Here is a 20,176-nt window from a genome sequence, read left to right as displayed (position 1 = left end):
CCCAGTTAATTTTTCAAGGAGGATGAGTTGTTTTTTGAACGACTCGCTTTTTCTTCATGGCCGGATAAGCCAAAGCGTTTTTGTAATTCGGACAGTATAGCGTCACTCGAACTGCCCTGTTGTGATAATAGTACTAAAGTGTGAAACCATAAGTCAGCGACTTCATAGACTAAGGGTTGTTTGTTGTCAGATTGGGCGACGTCCTTTGCTGCCATAACCGTTTCAGTTGCTTCTTCGCCAATTTTTTTTAAAATCTGATCGAGCCCTTTGTGGTAAAGACTGGCTACATAAGAGCTATCAGGCGACTGGGTTTTTCGCTCGGCTAAAACCTTATCCAGTTCTGATAGAATGTTGTTGCTCATAGTCGTACCTCAATATTTTGTTGTTGCATGACGCGTTTCGCTTCTCCAACCGTATGTTCGCCAAAGTGAAAAATGCTGGCAGCCAGGACTGCCTCGGCATGGCCTTCAGTAATGCCATCGCATAAGTCTTCCAATGTTCCAACGCCACCAGAAGCGATAACTGGAATTGATACGCTATCAGCAATAGTTCGAGTTAAAGCGAGGTCAAATCCACTTTTTGTCCCATCTTTATCCATGCTGGTGACCAGTAGCTCACCAGCACCCAATGCCTGCATTTTTTGAGCCCACTCAATGGCATCAATGCCCGTTGGTTTGCGACCGCCATGGGTGAATATTTCCCAGCGAGGCACTTCTCCCAGCGTTTCAACTTGCTTGGCATCAATCGCGATCACAATGCATTGAGAGCCAAAGGTATCGCAAGCTTCTTTGACAAAGCCTGGATTGAAAATGGCGGCAGAATTGATTGCGACTTTATCGGCGCCAGCGTTCAACATTTTTCTAACATCGTCAAGTGAGCGGATACCACCGCCAACGGTTAACGGAATAAACACTTGATTGGCAACCTCTTCAACCACATGAACAATCGTGTCCCGTTCATGAGCTGTTGCCGTGATGTCCAAAAAGGTAATTTCATCCGCACCCTGTTGGTCGTAGCGCTTAGCTACTTCAACTGGATCGCCGGCATCTCGGATATCAACAAATTGAACGCCTTTGACAACGCGGCCATTGTCGACATCTAAACAGGGGATAATGCGCTTGGCTAAACTCATTCGCAGTGCCTTTAAGGTTGAGAAAGCTGGTCGGAAAGTGTTTGACCCACTTTAAAATCCAAAGTGCCTTCATAGATGGCTCTTCCGGTAATGGCTGCAGTGACGCCATCGGCTTCAATCTTGGAGAGAGCTTTTATGTCTTCAAGGTTAGTAATACCCCCTGATGCAATAATTGGAATAGTGAGCGCTTTCGCGAGAGCTTGGGTTGCTTCAATATTGACTCCTTGCATCATGCCATCACGACCAATGTCAGTATAAATAATGGCCTCAACGCCATCGTCTTCAAACTGTTTTCCCAGTTCAGCGACTTTATGGTCAGTCACTTCTGCCCAGCCATTGATGGCGACCATACCTTCTTTTGCATCGAGTCCGACCATAATGTGTCCAGGAAAGGCTTTACAGGCTTCAGCCACAAACTCAGGGTGATGAACTGCCTGGGTACCAATAATACAATAGCTGACTCCGGCACTTAAATAGGCGTCAATGGTCTCTAGGTCGCGAATACCGCCACCAATTTGAATCGGTAGTTCTGGAAAAGCTTCACGGACTTGGTAAACAGCTTGTGCGTTGACTGGTTTTCCCGCAAAAGCACCGTTCAAGTCGACCATGTGGAGTCGTCTGGCTCCTTGGTCAACCCAGCGTTTTGCCATGGCAACAATGTCACCAGAAAATACAGTTGCATCTTCCATAAGGCCTTGGCGTAATCGGACGCAGTTTCCGTCTTTTAAGTCTATTGCAGGAATTAGTAACATGAGGTTCCTTTATTGTGGGTTCCAATTCAGAAAGTTTTTGAATAGCTGTAAGCCTACCTGTGCACTTTTTTCAGGATGGGCTTGAATTGCAAATAAATGATTATGTGCAACTACAGAGGTAAATGTCGTTCCATGGGTGGTAGTGCCACTGATGATAGAAGTGTCTTCTGGTTCAATAAAATAACTGTGCACAAAGTAAAAACGACTGTCCTGAGGGATTTGGTGCCAAAGCGGGTGGGCTTGGGTTTGATGAATTTGGTTCCAGCCCATGTGTGGGATTTTTAATTCTGGATAATCATGGAGGTCAAAGGCCTTGACGTGTCCTTCAAAAAGGTTGAGGCAGTCAACCCCTTGGTTTTCAGAACTGTCCGTCATGAGAACCTGTAATCCCATGCAAATGCCTAGAAAAGGCTTTTCGGAGGCCGCTTTGACAACGGCATGATCAATCCCGCTGGTTTGAAGTGCTTGCATGCAGGCTTTTGCCGCGCCTTGCCCTGGGAAGATAACCGCATCGGCATCTTCGATATCTTCAGATTTTTGGCTTATCAGAATGCGGGTGTTTGTTGGAGCGACTTGTTCCGCTGCCTTTGCAACCGAGCGCAGATTCCCCATGCCATAATCCACTACGGTGATCAGCTTTTGATCAGACATGGATTACAGAGCTCCCTTAGTAGAAGGTAGTTGATTCGCCATTCTTGGATCCTGTGTGAGTGCTATGCGTAACGCTCGACCAAAGGCCTTATAAATGGTTTCAGCTTGATGGTGTGCATTTTGCCCTCTTAGGCAATCAATATGAAGGGTGGCTTGAGCATGATTGACAAACCCTTGAAAGAACTCTGCGACCAGTTGAGTTTCAAAAGTGCCAATGCTGGCACGCGTGAAATCCGCCTCGAAAACTAATCCAGGTCGTCCAGATAGGTCAATAACCACTCGAGATAGGGCTTCATCCAAAGGTACATAAGCATGTCCATAACGGTTGATGCCCTTTTTATCGCCTACGGCTTCTTTGATCGCCATGCCTAGAGCAATACCGATATCTTCGACAGTATGGTGGTCGTCAATGTGGTTGTCACCTTGTGCATTGATCGTTAGGTCAATCTGGCCATGGCGCGCAATTTGATCCAGCATGTGCTCTAAGAAAGGAACACCTGTTGAAAGCGTTGCTTGACCACTTCCATCTAAATTAACGGTAAGTTGAATTTGAGTTTCAAGGGTGTTTCTCTCGACGCTGGCTTGACGCATAATCGCTCTCTTTGATAAATAGCAGTATTTAAAGACTGCACATTATATCTTTTTTTTTTAAAAAATGGGGTCTTAACATGGTTCGAAGCCGGCTGATTAGTTATACCTAATGATGGCTATAAAAAAAATTTGTAGCGGAAAATGAAAACATCGTGGATTTTTTGCGATAATTCCCTCGATTACTTTGATATTCGTCTTATCTGAAGCGTTATCACGAAACTGATTTGCATCTGTTTATTGATTTGAATTAAGTTTTAGCAAGGGATTGGCTGGTTGGCGCATTAAGAGCCTTTTATAATGCGCCTTGAGGAACCGGCTTTTAATCTTAAGTGGTAACTTCAAGGGTAAGAGTTGATTAATTTGAAAATAAGAGGGGGATTCCAGCTAATGGATACTACAGTAAAACCACAATATGATAATGGTGTGGTGAAGTACTTAACTGTTGGTGCGATTACGTTTCTGGTGTTAGGGACCTTTTTAGGGACTTACGCAGCAGCGGAATTGGCTTGGCCAGCGTTAAATTTAGATATTGCAGAAATTACTTTTGCAAGACTTCGTGTTATGCATACCAATACGGTTATTTTTGCCTTTGGTGGTATGACATTGATGGCGACAGCTTTTTATATTGTTCAAAGAACAAATGGTGTACGTCTATGGAGTAATGGGATGGCTTGGGTAACCGCGATCCTATTTACAATTGGATTGTTAGCTACTGTTGTTACTATCTCTTTAGGGATTACAACGGGTAAAGAGTATCACGAGCAAGAATGGCCTTTAGCAATTGCAATTGCCTTTGTTTGGACCCTTTATACCTTGAACTTTGTGATGACGATCGCTTCTCGTGATAAAGAAACGCATCCAAACGTTTATGTAGCGAACTGGTTCTTCCTAAGTATGATGATCATGATCACTTACCTTTATGTTGTAAATGGTTTAGCGATTCCAGTATCTTTGTTCCGTTCATATTCATTGTTCTCTGGTGTTCAAGATGCCATGATTCAATGGTGGTGGGGACATAACGCAGTAGGTTTCTTCCTGACAGCTGGTTTCTTGGGGATTATGTATTATTTCGTTCCTAAGCAATCTCAACGTCCTATCTACTCTTATCGTTTGTCTGTTATTCACTTCTGGGCATTAACTTTCGGTTATGTTTGGTTGGGTGCTCACCATCTTCAATATACAGCACTTCCAGATTGGACCGGTTCACTTGGTGCGGTTATCTCTTTAGCAATGATCATTCCTTCATGGGGTGGTGCGTTAAACGGGATGTTAACCTTATCAGGTGCTTGGGATAGACTGCGTACAGACTATATCTTACGTTTCTTAATTATCTCTTTGGCTTTCTATGCGATGTCAACTTTCGAAGGGCCTGTTATGGCTGCGAAAACCGTTAATGCGCTTTCTCACTATACTGACTGGACTGTTGGACACGTTCACTCTGGTGCGTTAGGTTGGGTTGCAATGGTTTCAATCGGTGCGCTTTATCATATGGTTATGAAGTTATGGAACACTGAAATGTACTCTATGAAACTCATCAACTTCCATTTCTGGTTGGCAACCATCGGTACTGTGTTCTATGTTGTTGCGATGTGGGTATCAGGGATTATGCAAGGTCTAATGTGGCGTGCATATGATGAGTATGGTACTTTGGCTTACTCATTCGTTGAGTCTGTTGCTGCAATGCACCCATATTATGTAATGAGAGCTGTTGGTGGTTTCTTATTCTTCTCTGGTGCTGCCGTCATGCTTTATAACGTTGTTATGACTATTCGTACAGCGAATGCAAGACAGCAAGCAGGTGCAACTGCAAACGCTTAAACCCGTTATGCTGAGACTTGGGCGATTACAAGCTAATCGCTCTAGAAATAGAAATTATGAGTTTGAGGAGTAATAGACTCATGGCAAATAGACCCAAAAATTTTGAAGATCGATTAGAACAAAACATCTTTGGTTTGTTTTTGTTTACGGCCCTGTTGGTATCCATTGCAGGGATAGTTGAAATTGTACCGTTGTTTTATATTCAAGAAACAATGGACTACACTGAAAAAACCGATGAGTACGGGAATGTTAAAAATGAAAAATTCCCAGAACTTGTTTGGGAACGTACCTTTACGCAGGATGCTAATGGTAAATTAGTTTCTGATAAGGCTCTTTATAAGCAGGATTCACATGGTAACTGGGTGATTGCTGATTGGAAAGCAGGTGATGGGGTTCGTCCTTATACTCCGCTAGAATTAGCTGGTCGCGATATTTATCTACGTGAAGGTTGTTATATTTGCCATTCGCAAATGATTCGTCCTTTCCGTGACGAGCGTGAGCGTTATGGCCATTTCTCTCTAGCAACAGAATCTATGTATGATCATCCAATGCAGTGGGGTTCTAAAAGAACTGGTCCGGATCTAGCTCGTGTAGGCGGAAAATACTCTGATGTATGGCACGTTATGCATTTAATGCGTCCGCAGAATGTGGTTCCAGAATCCGTTATGCCTTCTTATAAGTGGCTTGCTGATAATAAAGTATCAGCAAGTTTCTTCGGAACCAAACGTGATATGGCAAAACGTTTGACTGTAATGAGAAAACTAGGTGTTCCTTACACAGATGAAGAAATTGCAAATGCAGATGCGGCTATTGAGGGTCATACCGAAATGGATGCAATTGTTGCTTATCTTCAAGTGCTAGGCACAATGGTAACGCTTGACGACAGTAAAGTTTATCGTGAGTAAGGTAGAAAACTATTTCACAACTGACTGGTCAGCAATGACCTCGTCAGACTGGATTGGTCTGACGATTACTGTAGCTGTATTTATTGGAATGCTGGTTGCGTTTGTTTGGGCCTTGCGCCCAAGCCAGAAAAAGCAACTTGAGAAACAAAAATACAAAATACTAGATGATGAATAATTGTTCATTTCGATGAAATTAATTTGCTAAAAGAATTCGGATTTGTTTCCGATTTTAATGGCATTAATAACGAATTGAATGAATACGAAAGATAATTTATTCTGAGGAGAATAACCTATGGCACATAACAACCCTTGGCCTGATGAAGGAAATACTGGGCATATCTGGGATGATGATCTACGTGAACTAGATAACCCACCACCGCTTTGGTGGATGCTATCTTTCTACGCAGGTTTTATAATGATTGTTTTTTATGCATTGTATTATCCAACGATTCCGTTACCTGGCTCTTACACAAAAGGTGTTGCCGGCTGGACTGCAATGGAAGAGTATCATGAAGACTATAAGATCCTGAATGATTGGCGTGAAAAGAAATTTGCTGGTCAGGAAGAGCAGTTAGCGGCTTTATCTGTTGAAGAAATTCTTCAGAACGATGAACTAAAGACGTATGCGGTTAAAACTTCTAAAGTACTGTTTGGTGATTACTGTGCAGCTTGTCATGGTTCGGGTGGTCAAGGTAATCCAAACTTCCCAGTGCTAGCGGATGATGATTGGTTATATGGCGGTAAAGTTTCTACCATCAAAACCACCATTACCAACGGGCGCCAAGGTAATATGCCTGCTCGTGGTATGATGGGTAACCTAACGGATCAAGAAATTGAGCAAGTTGCTGATTACGTTATTGCATTAAGTCAAGGTCGTGGAGAAGATACTTCTGTTGCGGCGGGTAAAGGCGTTTTTGCAAAAGGTATGTGTGTTGCTTGTCATGGTCCTAAAGGTAAGCCTTTAGCATTGACTGGTGCTGCTAACTTAACAGATAGCATCTGGAGATTCAGTGGTGAACGTGATCAAGTTATCAAAACCATCACTTATGGTGTTAATGTTAAGAAAAATGGCGAATTGACAGCGGATACACGTGAAGCTGTTATGCCATCCTTTAAAGGTCGTTTACCAAATGCGGATGTTAACATTAAACGCTTGGCCGTTTATGTTCACTCTCTTGGTGGTGGTCAATAACATTTTTGTTAGGCTGGTGCATAGCCAGCCTTAACTGAATTTTTAAGTTAAGGAGTTCAAAAATGAATGAATTAAATAATGATTGGGTATTCTACGGTGTTGTGCTTTGTGTTGTTTTCGCTGTAGTAACAATTATTGGCTTCGGTTTAAAGGCCTTTAAAGGAATGAATGGCCTAGAAGGTGACGATAAGTAATTGCTTAGCCATATCAAAAAAACCCGGTTTTTATACCGGGTTTTTTTGTTTATAAGGCCTGATAAATAAAATTTGTGATTGATCCCCTTTATATTGGTTAGAATCCCACGATTGTTACGTTTCCATAAGGAAGTTATTATGTCTGAAGAACCAAAGTCCAACTCATCAACTGGTCCCGTTAAATCGATGCTTGATGATCTTGATACTTCAAATAAGAACCTACAACATATTGGTGTAGAGTATTTGACCGTTCATACAGAAGGGACAGTGCATGCTAAAAGAATGCCTGGAACCTTCCGTAGCCTGAAGTGGTGGGCTGCATCGGTTTGGTTATTTTTCTTTTTTGGACCATATATTCAATGGGATGGTCGACAAGCCATTTGGTTTGATCTAGAAGGTCGCCAATTCCACATTTTTGGTATTACCGTACTTCCGCAGGATGTATGGGTACTTGCGATGATCTTACTGTTTTATGCCCTTCTCTTAGCGGCAACAACCGCCATAGCCGGGCGTATGTGGTGTGGATATGGTTGCTTTCAGACAGTTTGGATGGATGTGTTTACTTGGATTGAAGAAAAGGTTGAAGGCTTACCCAATAAGCGCATGAAACTGGATAAAGAACCGATTAGTTTTAAGAAATTCCGAATCAAACTGCCAAAGTGGATTGCATGGGGATTAATTGGCTTTTTAACGGGTTTCACCTTTGTTGCGTACTTTGACCCAGCGTTAGATCTTTGGTCGAGATTATTTACTTTGGATTGGACGTCTACAGAGACGACCATTATTTTATCGCTAGCAGGTGCTACGGTTTTCTTTGCTGGCTTCTTACGTGAACAAACCTGTATTGGTTTTTGCCCTTACGCGCGGATTCAAGGGGCAATGATTGATACGGAATCTGTTGTGCCAACTTATGATTATGATCGTGGTGAACCTCGTGGTCGTATGAAACGAGTTAAGGAAGGAGAGGAAGCGCCTGAACTTGGTGACTGTATCGATTGTAATTTATGTGTTGCAGTTTGTCCGACTGGCGTTGATATCCGTAAAGGTCAGCAGTTTGGTTGTATTACTTGTGGGCTTTGTATCGATGCTTGTGATTCGATTATGGAAAAGGTTAAAAAGCCAAAAGGACTTATACGATATGCCTCTCTTGCAGAATTCGCTGGTAAGCCATTTGTCCCATTTTATAAGCGTCCCAGAGTCATTACCTATACCAGTATTATGGCTTTTGCATTAGCGGCAATTGTCTATGGTATCTCAACCATGTCGCCACTAGATGTGAAGGTACTTCATGAGAGAGCACCATTGTTTGTCGCCATGAGTGATGGATCGATTCAGAATAAATACTATGTTAAGGTCGTTAATAAATCAGACAAACAACTTGATGCAGAAATCAAGGTCAGTGGTCCTGAAGGCTTAGTGTTTATTGTCGATAAGGTCGTGCATGTTGAACCTGGTAACGTTGGAACAGCGACATTATTGGTTCGTATCCCTAAAAAAACATTAACAGAACAAAATACGGATGTTCAAATCAATGTTCAGGATATCAATAACCCAGAAGTAAAAGAAATCTATAACAGTATGTTTATCGGCCCAAGAATTCGATAAGGCTAATAAAGTTATCGAAATGTTTCGGGTATAATATTAGGCTCTGTTGAGCCTTTTTTTTTGGAGAGAGACCGTTGGACAATTCTAATTTGCAAGCGTCACCGAGTTTGAAAAAGAAAGATTGGAGTGTGGTTTGGAAAAACCCATTTGTTATCTTTTGGTTCGCCATTATGATCATTGTATTGAGCGTTAATTTTTTTATGGTTAGCATGGCTATTGTCACCGCCCCTGGCTTAACCGTCCCGGATTTTTATGAAAAAGGGAAGAATATGAGTTCCATTCTTGAACGACGTAAGCACATGGAATCATTGGGATGGGAGATGCAGATTGATCTACCGATTCCGGTTGCTGGAAAAGACCAGGTCGTGACTTTAAAAATGATGGATGAGTCCGGACAACTTTTTGACGTTGATACAGCCGTACTGTATTACTATCGCCCTTCCAACATTAAGTATGACGGTGAGCTACTATTACAGTCGATAGGAGAAAAGGGCATTTATCAGGGCGTATTAAATTTACCGATTAAAGGTAAGTACGACTTGGTTATGGAAGTCACTAAAGGTGAAGAAGTCTATAATCTAGGCCGATCAATTATGGTTAAAGAGGCTCCCTAAGTTTTTATATGGCTGAGTCGTGTTACCACTGTGGACAACCAATTCCTTCGGGTGAAACCGTTCAGATTGCCATACAAAATACGTCTAGAAATTTTTGCTGTCATGGATGTGCAGGGGTTTGTGATGCCATCCATGAAGCGGGAATGGAAAGTTTCTATCGGCGAACGCCAGAAGGCGAGTTACTCTCTCCGCCACCTCCGCCTACTCAAGATATTGAGTTCTTTGATTATGATGAAGTGCAATCTCAGTATGTCGAGGGTTTGACCCAACAGCGTGAAATCACACTGGTTTCCGAAGCCATTCATTGTGCAGCTTGCATTTGGTTGATTGAACATACACTTGCGAAGGTGGATGGCATTAAACTGGCTAAAGTGAACTTCACTAATAAACAAATTAAGATCCGTTGGGATAACCATCAAACTAAGCTCTCAGATATTATCAAATCCCTCAATCGCATTGGATATGACGCGATTCCTTATGATGCTTCTGTCAGTGATGAAGCATTTCGAAAAGCCAATCGTGATTTGTTATACCGGTTAGGATTTGCCGGTTTTGCCATGATGAATGTCATGTGGTTCTCAATTGCACTCTATACAGGTGCTGATCAAGATTCGAGTTTTAGGCAATATTTTCATTGGATTGAATTTATTATTGCCACAATGGCATTAGGTTATTCAGGAAAGCCATTTTTACAAGGGGCTTATACCTCTTTAAAATCCCGAACGGTTGGTATGGATGTTTCCATATCACTGGGATTATTGGTCACCTATTTCTATAGTATCTGGGTTACGATTGATCCAACCCATTCAGGTAATGCTTACTATGACACCATGATTGATTTCATGTTCCTACTTCTGATAGGGCGTTACCTCGAAACGATTTCTAAGAACAAGGCCATTGATTCTTCACGAAGATTGATGGATCTTCAACCAAAAGTGGCTCGTTTGGAAACCGCTGAGGGAATTGAGATAGTGCCGGTTCGTAAATTACAACTGGGTCAGATCGTATTTGTAAAACCAGGTGATCAGTTTCCTGTTGATGGCACCATTGTCAAAGGTGCGGGTAATGTTAATGAGTCCATGCTAAGTGGAGAGTCTCGTGAGATCTATAAGCAACCTGGAAATAAAGTGTCAGCAGGAACATTAAACTTGGATGGTGCGCTTTCCATCGAAGTCAAGAATATCCTTCAGAATACAGCATTAGGTCGCATTATTCACATGGTTGAAGATGCACAAGGGTCGAAGGCACCTATCCAATGTACGGCAGAAAAAATTATGCCTTGGTTTGTGTCAACGGTCATTGTTTTGTCAGTGATCACTTTCAGTTTTTGGATGATCAAATTGGATTTTGAGACGGCTATGATTGCAGCAACGGCCGTACTGATTATTACCTGTCCCTGTGCATTTGGTTTGGCGACCCCTATGGCTACGGCTGTTGCCACAGGGGTTTCGGCTCAAAATGGTATTTTGATTAAAAATGGTGCAGTACTGGAAATACTAAATAGTATTGACCACTTTGTGTTTGATAAAACGGGGACTTTGACCAAAGGTCAGATGCAGCTGATGTCATTAGATTTAATGGGTAATGATGAGAATCAAACACTGATAGAAGCGATTTTAACGATCGAGCAGCAATCGGAGCATTCTGTCGCAAAAGCGATTGTCACAGGGCTTCAACAGCGTTATCATCATTTGAAACACCTCCATAAAGCACCTCATTGGTTTCAGGCACATCCTGGGAAAGGGGTTGAAGCAAAGCAAGGCGCATCGCACTATTTAATCGGCACCGCCCATTGGTTACAAAATTATGGGATTGATTTACCTGAGGCATTAGTGGCCCAAGAAGAACAACAGGCTCGACTCGGACAAACCAGCGTGTGGGTAGCGCAAGACGAACAGATCGTTGCCATCCTGTTCTTAGAAGATGAAATACGAGAAGATGCGGCAGAGACCCTATTTAGATTAAAACAAAGAGGAAAGCGGGTGACTCTGCTAAGTGGCGACCGTCAGGAAGTTGCAGAAACCGTCGCTCAGCGTTTAGGCGGGATGGAAGTTATGGCTGAAGTGTTGCCTGAGCAAAAGTATGCGACCATTGAAGCCTTGCAAAAAACTGGGGAAAAGGTGGCGATGATTGGAGACGGGATTAATGACGCTCCCGCTTTGGCGAGAGCAGATGTCAGTTTTGCATTAGGGTCTGGAACAGATGTATCAATGGATTGTGCGGATCTGGTATTGATAAATAATGAATTACGCTCAGTGGATACGGCCGTTGCCTTGTCGGAGCGCACCTTGAAAACCATCAAACAAAATATTGCCAGTTCAATTATCTATAATATCACCATGGTTCCGCTAGCGATGGCAGCTTTATTGACCCCTTTAATTGCGGCCATTACCATGCCATTGAGTAGTCTGGTGGTTATTGGCAATGCAGCAAGACTTCGAACGTTTTTTAGTCCGAAAGCCATCGAACAGCGCCGAAAAATCGCGCATAAAGCAATGCAACAAGGAGAAAAATAAATGGAAGTGGTCTATTGGTTAATCCCCATCGTGTTGTTTGTCGGGTTTTTAGTGGTGTTGGTGTTTATTTGGATGGCGAAATCCGGTCAATTTGATGACTTAGATGGCGCTGCTAATAGTATTTTTATGGAGGATGATGAGTTCGACTTAAAACAAAAGTCATCGAATTCTAGTGAAGATGCGGCAGATACAGAGCAAAAACAGGATTTAAAATAACCAGGTCCAAAAGGGTATATTGTGTACCCAAAGACAGAATTTAGCCTAAGGGAACGGCAGGCCTGGTCAAGTTTGCTGAGATTGAATACTAAAAAACCGTCAAATTGACGGTTTTTTTTAGGTTAGTACCTAGGATGGTTCGGCAGGATAATTTAAACGTCTAGATAGTCTAAAATACCTTCAGCCGCCTTACGACCTTCCGCAATCGCGTGTACTACCAAACTAGAACCGCGTACCATGTCACCGCCGGCAAATACATTCGGATTAGATGTCTGGAAAGGTAACTCAGTGGTTTCCTGAGCAACAACGGTTTTCCAGTCGGTTAAGTTAATATTGAAGTCTTTAAACCAAGCTGGCGGGTTTGGCTGGAAACCAAACGCGACAATAACGGCATCACAATCAATAACCGTTTCTGAGCCTGCTACGGTTTCAGCACGACGACGGCCATTTTCATCCGGCTCGCCCATCTTTGTCTGTATGACTTTTAATCCAGCTACTTGGCCGTTGTCAGAAATCACTTCAACCGGCGCCAGGTTAAATTTGAACTGGACACCTTCTTCTTTGGCATTTTTTACTTCAGCGCGTGAACCAGGCATATTGGCTTCATCACGACGATAAACGCAGAAAACCTCTGAAGCGCCTTGACGAATAGAAGTACGCGTACAGTCCATAGTGGTATCACCACCACCGAGAACAACTACACGTTTACCCTTCATAGACACAAAAGGTTCAGGCGTTTGTTCAAGATCCAGTTCGTTCTTAACATTGCCGATTAAAAAGTCTAAGGCTTTATAGACCTGAGGTAGGTCTTCACCTGGAAAACGACCTGCCATCGGCTGATAGGTGCCCATTCCTAAAAACACCGCATCATGGTTCTCTAACAACGTATCAAAGCTGATGTCCTTTCCAATCTCGGTATTGCAATGAAATTCAACGCCCATGCCTTCTAATATCCGACGACGTTTTAAAACAATCTCTTTATCGAGTTTAAATTGTGGAATACCAAATGTCAGTAATCCCCCAATTTCTTGTTCTTTTTCATAAACAATCGGTTTCACACCATTACGGATTAAAATATCCGCACAACCCAATCCTGCAGGGCCTGACCCAATAATCGCAACGGTTTTATCCGTCATAGTGACTTGGTCTAGGTTTGGCGTCCAACCCATATCAGTGGCCGTATCAGTAATGTATTTTTCAACCGCACCAATGGTCACCGCACCAAAATTGGTATCTTCCAACGTACAAGCCTGCTCACACAAACGATCTTGAGGGCAAATACGGCCACACATTTCAGGTAAAGAGTTTGTCTGGTGCGACAGCTCTGCAGCTTCAATAATATTGCCTTCAGCAACCAGTTTTAACCAGTTTGGAATGTAATTATGAACTGGGCAGGCCCACTCACAATAGGGATTACCACAATGCAAACAGCGATCCGCCTGTGCAACGGCTTTTTGAGGATCAAAAGCTGTGTAAATCTCACCAAAATTTTGCTTGCGCTCCATTGCCGGTTTCTTTTCTGGCAACTGACGGTCGAGTTCTAAAAATTGTCTAACATTTCCCATGATTCGATTCCTTATTCTCCATCCGCACAGTTTGCAAACAAGCCTAATAGTTTATCCACACCAATTGCGCGCGACTTCACTAACCAGAATTGATTGAGGTAACGGCTAAATTGATCTAGCACGGTTTGTCCATAAGCGCTTTGGGTTTTAGCAACATATTCCATTAGCAGTTCACGTAGGTATACTTGGTAAGGCTCAGTCGATTCGGTATCAATGCGAATTGCTTCCACCATTTCCGTATTCAAACGATCAGCTAAGGTATTCTCTGTATCGAGAATAAACGCCATGCCCCCAGACATGCCGGCACCAAAGTTGACACCTACAGGACCTAAACTGACCACACAACCGCCAGTCATATATTCACAGCCGTGATCGCCTAGTCCTTCAACAACCGCCGTCGCACCTGAGTTACGAACCCCAAAGCGCTCGCCAGCGGTTCCATTTGCAAGTAGCTTACCGCCGGTCGCACCATATAAACAGGTATTCCCAACAATTGGTGTCAAATGAGGATCAAATGCCGCATTGTCTGCTGGGCGAATTACAATTTCGCCGCCAGCCATGCCTTTACCAACATAGTCATTGGCATCGCCCGTTAGGTGCAGGTTCAGACCATCCACATTAAAGACACCAAAAGATTGGCCCGCAACACCCGTTAATCTTAGGGTAATTGGGGTCTGCTTCATTCCTCTGTTGCCGTAGCGTTGAGCAATTTCCCCTGCGACGCGTGCGCCAATAGAACGTCCGGTATTGACTAGATTAAATTCATAACTGCCACCTGACTGACTTTCAATCGCTGGTAACACTTCTGCCAAGATGGTTTCCGCCATCGTGCCTTTATCCCAAGGTTCGTTACGAGCAACTTGTACCGTTTGAGGTTTGTCTTTTGGAACACCTCCATCTGAAATAAAGCCAGAAAGATCAATGTTTCTTTGCTTATCCGTTAGGGGCTCATCAATGACTTTCAACAAATCAACGCGGCCAACAAGGTCTTCAAGGCGAGAGACGCCCAATTTTGCCATCCACTGGCGCGTTTCTTCCGCGACAAAGGTGAAGTAGTTAATAACCATTTCTGGCATACCAACAAAGTGTTCTTTTCTTAGGCGTTCATCTTGTGTTGCAACGCCAACGGCACAAGTGTTCAAGTGACAAATTCGTAAATACTTACAACCGAGTGCAATCATTGGTGCGGTTCCAAATCCAAAGGATTCCGCTCCAAGAATGGCTGCCTTAATCACATCTAAACCGGTTTTTAAACCGCCATCGGCTTGTAAAATGACTTGACCCCGTAGATCATTCGCACGCAGGACTTGGTGTGTTTCAGCCAAGCCCATTTCAAAAGGATTTCCCGCATACTTGACGGATGTTAACGGGCTAGCACCGGTACCACCATCATAACCTGAGATGGTAATTAGGTCGGCATAAGCTTTGGCAACACCCGCTGCAATGGTTCCAACGCCTGGTTCGGCAACTAACTTAACCGATACTAACGCATTTGGGTTGACTTGCTTTAAGTCAAAAATCAGCTGCGCTAAGTCTTCGATAGAGTAGATATCATGATGGGGTGGTGGCGATATCAAGGTAACGCCTTCTACTGAGTGACGAAGCTTGGCAATGGTCGCATCGACTTTGTGACCCGGTAGTTGTCCGCCTTCACCTGGTTTCGCACCTTGCGCGACTTTAATTTGGATGACTTCGGCATTGCGCAGATAATGAGCGGTTACGCCAAAACGTCCTGAAGCAATTTGTTTGATTTTTGAAACTTTTTCGGTTCCGTAACGTGCTGGATCTTCCGCCCCTTCACCTGAGTTAGAGCGTGCACCGATGCGGTTCATGGCAATGGCTAAGGCTTCATGCGCTTCTGGTGATAGGGCACCCAATGAAATACCTGCAGAATCAAATCGTTTAAAAATCGATTCTTTCGACTCAACTTCATCCAATGAAATGGACTTGATGCCCTCTTTAAAGGTAATCAAATCGCGCACGGTCATGGCAGGGCGCTCATTGACTAATTTCGCAAATTGGTTATAAGCTTGTTGATCGCCTTTTTGCACGGCTTCACGAAGATAATTGACCACATCTGGATTATAGGCATGGTACTCACCACCATGTACATACTTGAGCAGGCCGCCAGGTTGTAAGAATTTACGCGGGTTAAAGGCATATTTTGCTGTTTTTGCCAAATCTTCCTGTAGGTGAGCAAAGGCGGTCCCGCCAATACGCGTTGGCGTACCTTTAAAGCATAAATCAACCACTTCAGGGTGTAAGCCCACGGCTTCAAATAATTGAGAACCACGATAAGATGTAATGGTTGAAATCCCCATTTTTGAAAGGATTTTAAATAGCCCCTTATTAATCCCTTTACGATAGTTTTTGATGTATTCCGAAATTGTCATTTTGCTATCCAATTCTTTCGAATTGAGCATGTCCTGAATACTTTCATAGGCTAAATAAGGGTAAACAGCGGTTGCACCATAACCAAATAAGACAGCGAAGTGATGTGGATCACGAGCTGTACCGGTTTCGATAATAATATTGGCTTCTGGGCGCAAACCTTCCTGAATTAAGCGGTGATGCGCCGCACCAGTCGCCATTGCCGCTGGGACGGTGATTTTGTCGGATTCTGGGTTAAGGTCAGTCAATATAATTAACGTAACGCCTGATTTGACGGCATCAACAACCTGGTTACAAACAGAAATCGTAGCTGACTTTAAATCTTGTTCATTGGGGTTAAAGTGAAGAGAAACACGCTGATGGCGGTAATCTTCATGATCCAGTGCCGTGAGTTGATTCATCATGTCAGGAGATAAAATCGGCGACTGAGTTTCAAGGCGACGTGCGTGCGCTTCACCTTCGTCAAACATATTCAGTTCGCGGCCAAAACAGGTGTTTAATGACATGACAATGTTTTCGCGCAAAGGATCAATTGGTGGGTTCGTCACCTGGGCAAACATTTGACGGAAGTAGTCAAAAACCGATCTTTGTTTGTGTGAAAACACGGGTAGCGGTGCATCATCGCCCATGGAACCGGTGGCTTCTTGACCCGCTTCGGCTAAAACGCGAATCACTTGATCCCGCTCTTCAAAGCTCATCTGGAAATATTTTTGATACAGATCCGCTTGGTTGCTCGTCCAGCCTTGTAATTTGGCGTCTGCATTCAGTTTTTCTTCCAAACGCATATAGCCTTTATCCATCCATTCGCGATAGGGCTTGGCGGCTTTTAAGTTGGCATCAATGGTTTCTGGCTTGAGCAGGGTGCCATTTTCCAAGTCAACGGCAATCACTTGTCCAGGCTTAAGACGACCTTTTTCGATAATATTTTCGGGCTCATAGTGGTAAACACCGATTTCAGAAGCAAATGTGATATGACGGTCTTTGGTAATCATATAGCGTGTTGGACGCAATCCATTACGGTCTACACCACAAATTGCATATTTCCCGGTATTAATAACCATACCCGCTGGACCATCCCAAGGTTCCATATGCATCGAATTATATTCAAGGAATGCTTTTAAGTCCGGATCCATGTGCGGCATGTTCTGCCAAGCAGGTGGAATTAATAGACGCAATGCTTGGAAGACAGGCATGTCACCCATCATCAGCACTTCTAACATATTATCCAGTGAGTTAGAGTCAGACCCTTCTTGTGCTACTAATGGCTTAAGATCCGCTAAGTCAGGAATTAAAGGGGTTGCAAATTTACCTTGTCTCGCCAAGGCCCAGTTGCGGTTCCCTTTAATCGTATTCAATTCACCATTATGTGCCAAGAAGCGGAAAGGCTGTGCCAAACGCCATTGAGGCAACGTATTGGTTGAAAAACGTTGGTGATAAGAAATCAACGCAGATTCAAAGTGATCTGCTTTCAGGTCTAAATAATACTCTGGCAACTCTTTCGGCATGACCAAGCCTTTATAAGAGATGAGTTGGCTGTGCAAAGAGGCGATATAGAAGGTCGCATCTTGCGGTTCAAGTTGCATTTCGGTTTTGCGACGGGCGACAAAAAGCTTACGGTTAAAGTCACCATCAGAGAGCTCTGCCGGGGTATTAATGAAAACCTGTTCAATTTTGGGTTCCATTCCCGCTGCTTGCGCGCCCAGCACTGATGAATCAACCGGGACTTGTCGCCAACCCGCGACAGTCAAACCTTTATTGGCCAAAATCCGAGTCAGGGTATCTTTTGCGGTTTGAGCCAAGTCAGGGTCTTGGTTTAAAAAGACCATGCCGACGGCATAATTCTCATCCAAAGAGAAGCCTAGATTTTTCGCTTCAAGGCGTAAAAAGGCATCTGGTTTTTTAATCAACAGCCCACAACCATCGCCCGTGCAGCCGTCTGCTGCTACACCGCCTCGGTGTGTCATATTACCTAAGGATTCAATCGCTGTTTGCACGACCCAATGGCTTGGTTTGTCATCCATTTGGGCAATCATGCCGAAGCCACAGTTCTCTTTTTCAAATTCTGGAGAATATAGACCTTGTAAGCTGTTGAGTGAATTCATAATTCAGTTTCCTGTCTGTAAACATTTATAACCGAGCGTGATTGACGAGAGGCTATAAAGGCACTGTTGAGGGTAATTTTAGGTATCTGAGTGCGCAAAAATTAAAATGGTGCGAAATTATACTTTTTTCAACAAGCGAAAGCAAGCCATGACCATTGGTTCAAAAATGGTCCTGACGGTGGTTTTACTCAGATTTAAGGGGATAAAAACAACCAGGCCTGGTTGTTTTTATCGGGTTGCACTGGGTTGATGGTTAGCTTCGATCAATCAGTGATTTACCAGTCATTTCTTCTGGAACGCCGATCCCCATCATATCTAATAAGGTTGGAATGACGTCACATAAGGCGCCGTCTGTTTTGAGTGGGTAATCCTTTTCACCAAAATAGACAAGCGGAACAGGGAAGGTGGTATGAGATGTCAAAGGTTTTCCCGTTTCTTCATTAAACAGCATCTCCATATTGCCATGGTCTGCGGTAACGATGGCTTCCCCGTTCACATCTTTTAACGCCGCTAGGATTTCGCCAAGTGCTTTGTCAACGGCTTCGGCTGCTTTTACGCAAGCTTCAAAATCGCCGGTATGGCCGACCATGTCAGGATTAGCGATATTACAAATAAAGGTGTCATATTCACCAGAGCGAATGGCATGAATCAGTTTTTCAGTTAATTCCGCGAGACTCATTTCCGGCTGTAAGTCGTAGGTGGCCACCTGAGGGGAATTAATCAATACGCGGTATTCATTCGCGTTAGGTTCTTCGACCCCGCCGTTAAAGAAAAAAGTAACATGGGCATACTTTTCTGTTTCGGCAATGCGTAACTGCTTTAAGCCCAGTTTTGAGACATATTCACCAAAGGTGTTTCGTAATTTGGTTGGACGATAAGCGATCAGTGCACCAAACTTTTCAAAATTCTTTTTATATTCCGTCAGCGTGACAAAAGCTGATAGAACAGGCGTTTTGCAACGGTGGAAGTCGGCAAAGTCATCAAAGATAAAGGCTTTGGTCAATTGCCGAGAGCGATCTGAACGGAAGTTCATAAAGATGATCGAGTCACCATCCTTAACACGTTGGCGCTTTCCACCTGGACGTGGAATAGCCGTCGCTTGAATAAATTCATCATTTTCACCACGTTCGTAAGCTTTCTCTACGGCTTCTTTTGCCGTAGCTGCTTCAAGGTCGCTGATGCCACAGGTGATAACATCATAAGCTTGCTTGACCCTTTCCCAACGATTATCGCGGTCAAGTGCATAATAACGACCCGTAATTGATGCAATGCGTCCGCCACCGAGTTCTGCCATAAAGGCTTCCAGTTCTTCAATATATTGAATGGCGCTTTGAGGCGCTGTATCACGACCATCCGTAAAGGCATGAACCAACACTTCAGCACCACGGTCATGTGCCATTTTGACACTGGCTTTAATGTGATCAATATGTGAGTGGACGCCACCATCAGACAGTAGCCCAAGAATGTGGACTTTACGATCTCGGTCAATTGCCGAGTCAATTGCTTTTAACAGCGCATTGTTTTGAAAGAAGCGGCCATCATCAATATCTTTTTGAATGCGGGTGAGCTCTTGGTAAACCACGCGACCAGCACCTAGGTTCATGTGACCCACTTCAGAATTCCCCATTTGACCATCCGGCAAACCGACCGCCATACCGGAAGTATTAATCAATGTGTGGTGATGGGTGTTAATGAGTTGATCCCAGTTTGGCGTGTGAGCTTGTGCAATGGCATTGTGTTGGGTTGCTTCACGGTAGCCCCAGCCGTCTAAAATGATCAATCCAGTCGGTCGGTTAGTAAGTTGCACATCCTTAGTCATATAGGTTCCTTTTGAGAAAAATGGTCTGTTCAATAGTCGATGTTTGAGTGATAACGGCTATTTTTTTAAAATTGTCATTTATTGTAACCAGTTTCACTGTTAAAATCATTAGC

17 protein-coding genes are annotated in these 20,176 nt (G+C 43.5%); 9 read left to right on the top strand and 8 right to left on the bottom strand.

The window, feature by feature from the left end; genetic code table 11:
• Nucleotides 1-5: 5 nt before the first annotated feature.
• Genes CYQ88_RS05965 through hisB form a run of 5 tightly spaced genes read right to left on the bottom strand, consistent with a single transcriptional unit; the run spans nt 6 to nt 3,126 of the window.
• Nucleotides 6-362, bottom strand: a complete 357-nt coding sequence (locus CYQ88_RS05965) for a phosphoribosyl-ATP diphosphatase (RefSeq protein ID WP_101840446.1) — start codon at nt 360-362, stop codon at nt 6-8.
• Entirely contained in the window at nt 359-1,132 is a 774-nt protein-coding gene (hisF, locus tag CYQ88_RS05960; RefSeq protein WP_101840445.1) for an imidazole glycerol phosphate synthase subunit HisF, read from the bottom strand. Before hisF ends, CYQ88_RS05965 begins: the two co-directional genes overlap by 4 nt.
• An 11-nt stretch (nt 1,133-1,143) precedes the next feature.
• A complete protein-coding gene (gene hisA, locus CYQ88_RS05955) occupies nt 1,144-1,884 on the bottom strand; it encodes a 1-(5-phosphoribosyl)-5-[(5-phosphoribosylamino)methylideneamino]imidazole-4-carboxamide isomerase (RefSeq protein ID WP_101840444.1) in 741 nt (246 codons plus the stop codon).
• Between the two features lie 9 nt (nt 1,885-1,893).
• On the bottom strand, nt 1,894-2,535 hold the full coding sequence (hisH, locus tag CYQ88_RS05950; protein ID WP_101840443.1) for an imidazole glycerol phosphate synthase subunit HisH: 642 nt from the start codon (nt 2,533-2,535) through the stop codon (nt 1,894-1,896).
• A gap of 3 nt (nt 2,536-2,538) precedes the next feature.
• Nucleotides 2,539-3,126, bottom strand: a complete 588-nt coding sequence (gene hisB, locus CYQ88_RS05945) for an imidazoleglycerol-phosphate dehydratase HisB (RefSeq protein WP_101840442.1) — start codon at nt 3,124-3,126, stop codon at nt 2,539-2,541.
• A 387-nt stretch (nt 3,127-3,513) separates the two neighbouring features.
• On the opposite strand from hisB, the gene ccoN reads away from it, so the two are divergent.
• The 9 genes from ccoN to ccoS all read left to right on the top strand — a co-directional run bounded on the left by ccoN (nt 3,514) and on the right by ccoS (nt 12,186).
• A complete protein-coding gene (gene ccoN, locus CYQ88_RS05940; RefSeq protein ID WP_101840441.1) occupies nt 3,514-4,944 on the top strand; it encodes a cytochrome-c oxidase, cbb3-type subunit I in 1,431 nt (476 codons plus the stop codon).
• An 80-nt stretch (nt 4,945-5,024) separates the two neighbouring features.
• Nucleotides 5,025-5,849: a cytochrome-c oxidase, cbb3-type subunit II gene (gene ccoO, locus CYQ88_RS05935; RefSeq protein ID WP_101840440.1), complete on the top strand. Its 825-nt coding sequence runs from the start codon at nt 5,025-5,027 to the stop codon at nt 5,847-5,849.
• On the top strand, nt 5,842-6,024 hold the full coding sequence (locus CYQ88_RS05930; RefSeq protein WP_101840439.1) for a cbb3-type cytochrome c oxidase subunit 3: 183 nt from the start codon (nt 5,842-5,844) through the stop codon (nt 6,022-6,024). Before ccoO ends, CYQ88_RS05930 begins: the two co-directional genes overlap by 8 nt.
• A gap of 117 nt (nt 6,025-6,141) precedes the next feature.
• Nucleotides 6,142-7,041 (top strand): cytochrome-c oxidase, cbb3-type subunit III, encoded by a 900-nt coding sequence (gene ccoP, locus CYQ88_RS05925; protein ID WP_101840438.1) that lies wholly within the window; start codon nt 6,142-6,144, stop codon nt 7,039-7,041.
• A gap of 62 nt (nt 7,042-7,103) precedes the next feature.
• The gene (locus tag CYQ88_RS11680; RefSeq protein ID WP_255408760.1) at nt 7,104-7,235 is read left to right on the top strand and encodes a hypothetical protein; all 132 of its coding nucleotides are present in this window, start codon (nt 7,104-7,106) and stop codon (nt 7,233-7,235) included.
• 138 nt (nt 7,236-7,373) lie between these two features.
• A complete protein-coding gene (gene ccoG / locus CYQ88_RS05920) occupies nt 7,374-8,840 on the top strand; it encodes a cytochrome c oxidase accessory protein CcoG (RefSeq protein WP_101840437.1) in 1,467 nt (488 codons plus the stop codon).
• Nucleotides 8,841-8,914: 74 nt separating this feature from the next.
• Nucleotides 8,915-9,454 carry a FixH family protein gene (locus CYQ88_RS05915; RefSeq protein WP_233188823.1) on the top strand — a complete coding sequence of 180 codons (540 nt, stop codon included), beginning with the start codon at nt 8,915-8,917 and terminating at the stop codon, nt 9,452-9,454.
• Between the two features lie 8 nt (nt 9,455-9,462).
• Nucleotides 9,463-11,970: a heavy metal translocating P-type ATPase gene (locus CYQ88_RS05910; protein ID WP_101840436.1), complete on the top strand. Its 2,508-nt coding sequence runs from the start codon at nt 9,463-9,465 to the stop codon at nt 11,968-11,970.
• The gene (gene ccoS / locus CYQ88_RS05905) at nt 11,971-12,186 is read left to right on the top strand and encodes a cbb3-type cytochrome oxidase assembly protein CcoS (protein ID WP_101840435.1); all 216 of its coding nucleotides are present in this window, start codon (nt 11,971-11,973) and stop codon (nt 12,184-12,186) included.
• A 152-nt stretch (nt 12,187-12,338) separates the two neighbouring features.
• Here ccoS and CYQ88_RS05900 read toward each other — a convergent pair whose 3' ends face one another.
• From CYQ88_RS05900 to gpmI, 3 genes are all read right to left on the bottom strand, one after another.
• Nucleotides 12,339-13,751, bottom strand: a complete 1,413-nt coding sequence (locus CYQ88_RS05900; protein ID WP_101840434.1) for a glutamate synthase subunit beta — start codon at nt 13,749-13,751, stop codon at nt 12,339-12,341.
• Nucleotides 13,752-13,762: 11 nt separating this feature from the next.
• Nucleotides 13,763-18,244, bottom strand: a complete 4,482-nt coding sequence (gene gltB / locus CYQ88_RS05895) for a glutamate synthase large subunit (protein WP_101840433.1) — start codon at nt 18,242-18,244, stop codon at nt 13,763-13,765.
• Nucleotides 18,245-18,497: 253 nt separating this feature from the next.
• A complete protein-coding gene (gene gpmI, locus CYQ88_RS05890; RefSeq protein ID WP_101840432.1) occupies nt 18,498-20,063 on the bottom strand; it encodes a 2,3-bisphosphoglycerate-independent phosphoglycerate mutase in 1,566 nt (521 codons plus the stop codon).
• Nucleotides 20,064-20,176: the final 113 nt, after the last annotated feature.

Origin of the sequence: Hydrogenovibrio sp. SC-1 (genome assembly GCF_002848135.1) — a bacterium.
In the GTDB taxonomy this organism is placed as follows: domain Bacteria; phylum Pseudomonadota; class Gammaproteobacteria; order Thiomicrospirales; family Thiomicrospiraceae; genus Hydrogenovibrio.
The sequence above is the reverse complement of the archived record's forward strand: the minus strand, read 5'-3'. Positions and strand labels throughout refer to the sequence as shown.

Coding starts and splice junctions, on each gene's coding strand:
- CYQ88_RS05965 (WP_101840446.1), bottom strand. CDS start 362: ATGAGCAACAACATTCTATCAGAACTGGATAAGGTTTTAGCCGAGCGA.
- hisF (WP_101840445.1), bottom strand. CDS start 1,132: ATGAGTTTAGCCAAGCGCATTATCCCCTGTTTAGATGTCGACAATGGC.
- hisA (WP_101840444.1), bottom strand. CDS start 1,884: ATGTTACTAATTCCTGCAATAGACTTAAAAGACGGAAACTGCGTCCGA.
- hisH (WP_101840443.1), bottom strand. CDS start 2,535: ATGTCTGATCAAAAGCTGATCACCGTAGTGGATTATGGCATGGGGAAT.
- hisB (WP_101840442.1), bottom strand. CDS start 3,126: ATGCGTCAAGCCAGCGTCGAGAGAAACACCCTTGAAACTCAAATTCAA.
- ccoN (WP_101840441.1), top strand. CDS start 3,514: ATGGATACTACAGTAAAACCACAATATGATAATGGTGTGGTGAAGTAC.
- ccoO (WP_101840440.1), top strand. CDS start 5,025: ATGGCAAATAGACCCAAAAATTTTGAAGATCGATTAGAACAAAACATC.
- ccoP (WP_101840438.1), top strand. CDS start 6,142: ATGGCACATAACAACCCTTGGCCTGATGAAGGAAATACTGGGCATATC.
- CYQ88_RS11680 (WP_255408760.1), top strand. CDS start 7,104: ATGAATGAATTAAATAATGATTGGGTATTCTACGGTGTTGTGCTTTGT.
- ccoG (WP_101840437.1), top strand. CDS start 7,374: ATGTCTGAAGAACCAAAGTCCAACTCATCAACTGGTCCCGTTAAATCG.
- CYQ88_RS05910 (WP_101840436.1), top strand. CDS start 9,463: ATGGCTGAGTCGTGTTACCACTGTGGACAACCAATTCCTTCGGGTGAA.
- ccoS (WP_101840435.1), top strand. CDS start 11,971: ATGGAAGTGGTCTATTGGTTAATCCCCATCGTGTTGTTTGTCGGGTTT.
- CYQ88_RS05900 (WP_101840434.1), bottom strand. CDS start 13,751: ATGGGAAATGTTAGACAATTTTTAGAACTCGACCGTCAGTTGCCAGAA.
- gltB (WP_101840433.1), bottom strand. CDS start 18,244: ATGAATTCACTCAACAGCTTACAAGGTCTATATTCTCCAGAATTTGAA.
- gpmI (WP_101840432.1), bottom strand. CDS start 20,063: ATGACTAAGGATGTGCAACTTACTAACCGACCGACTGGATTGATCATT.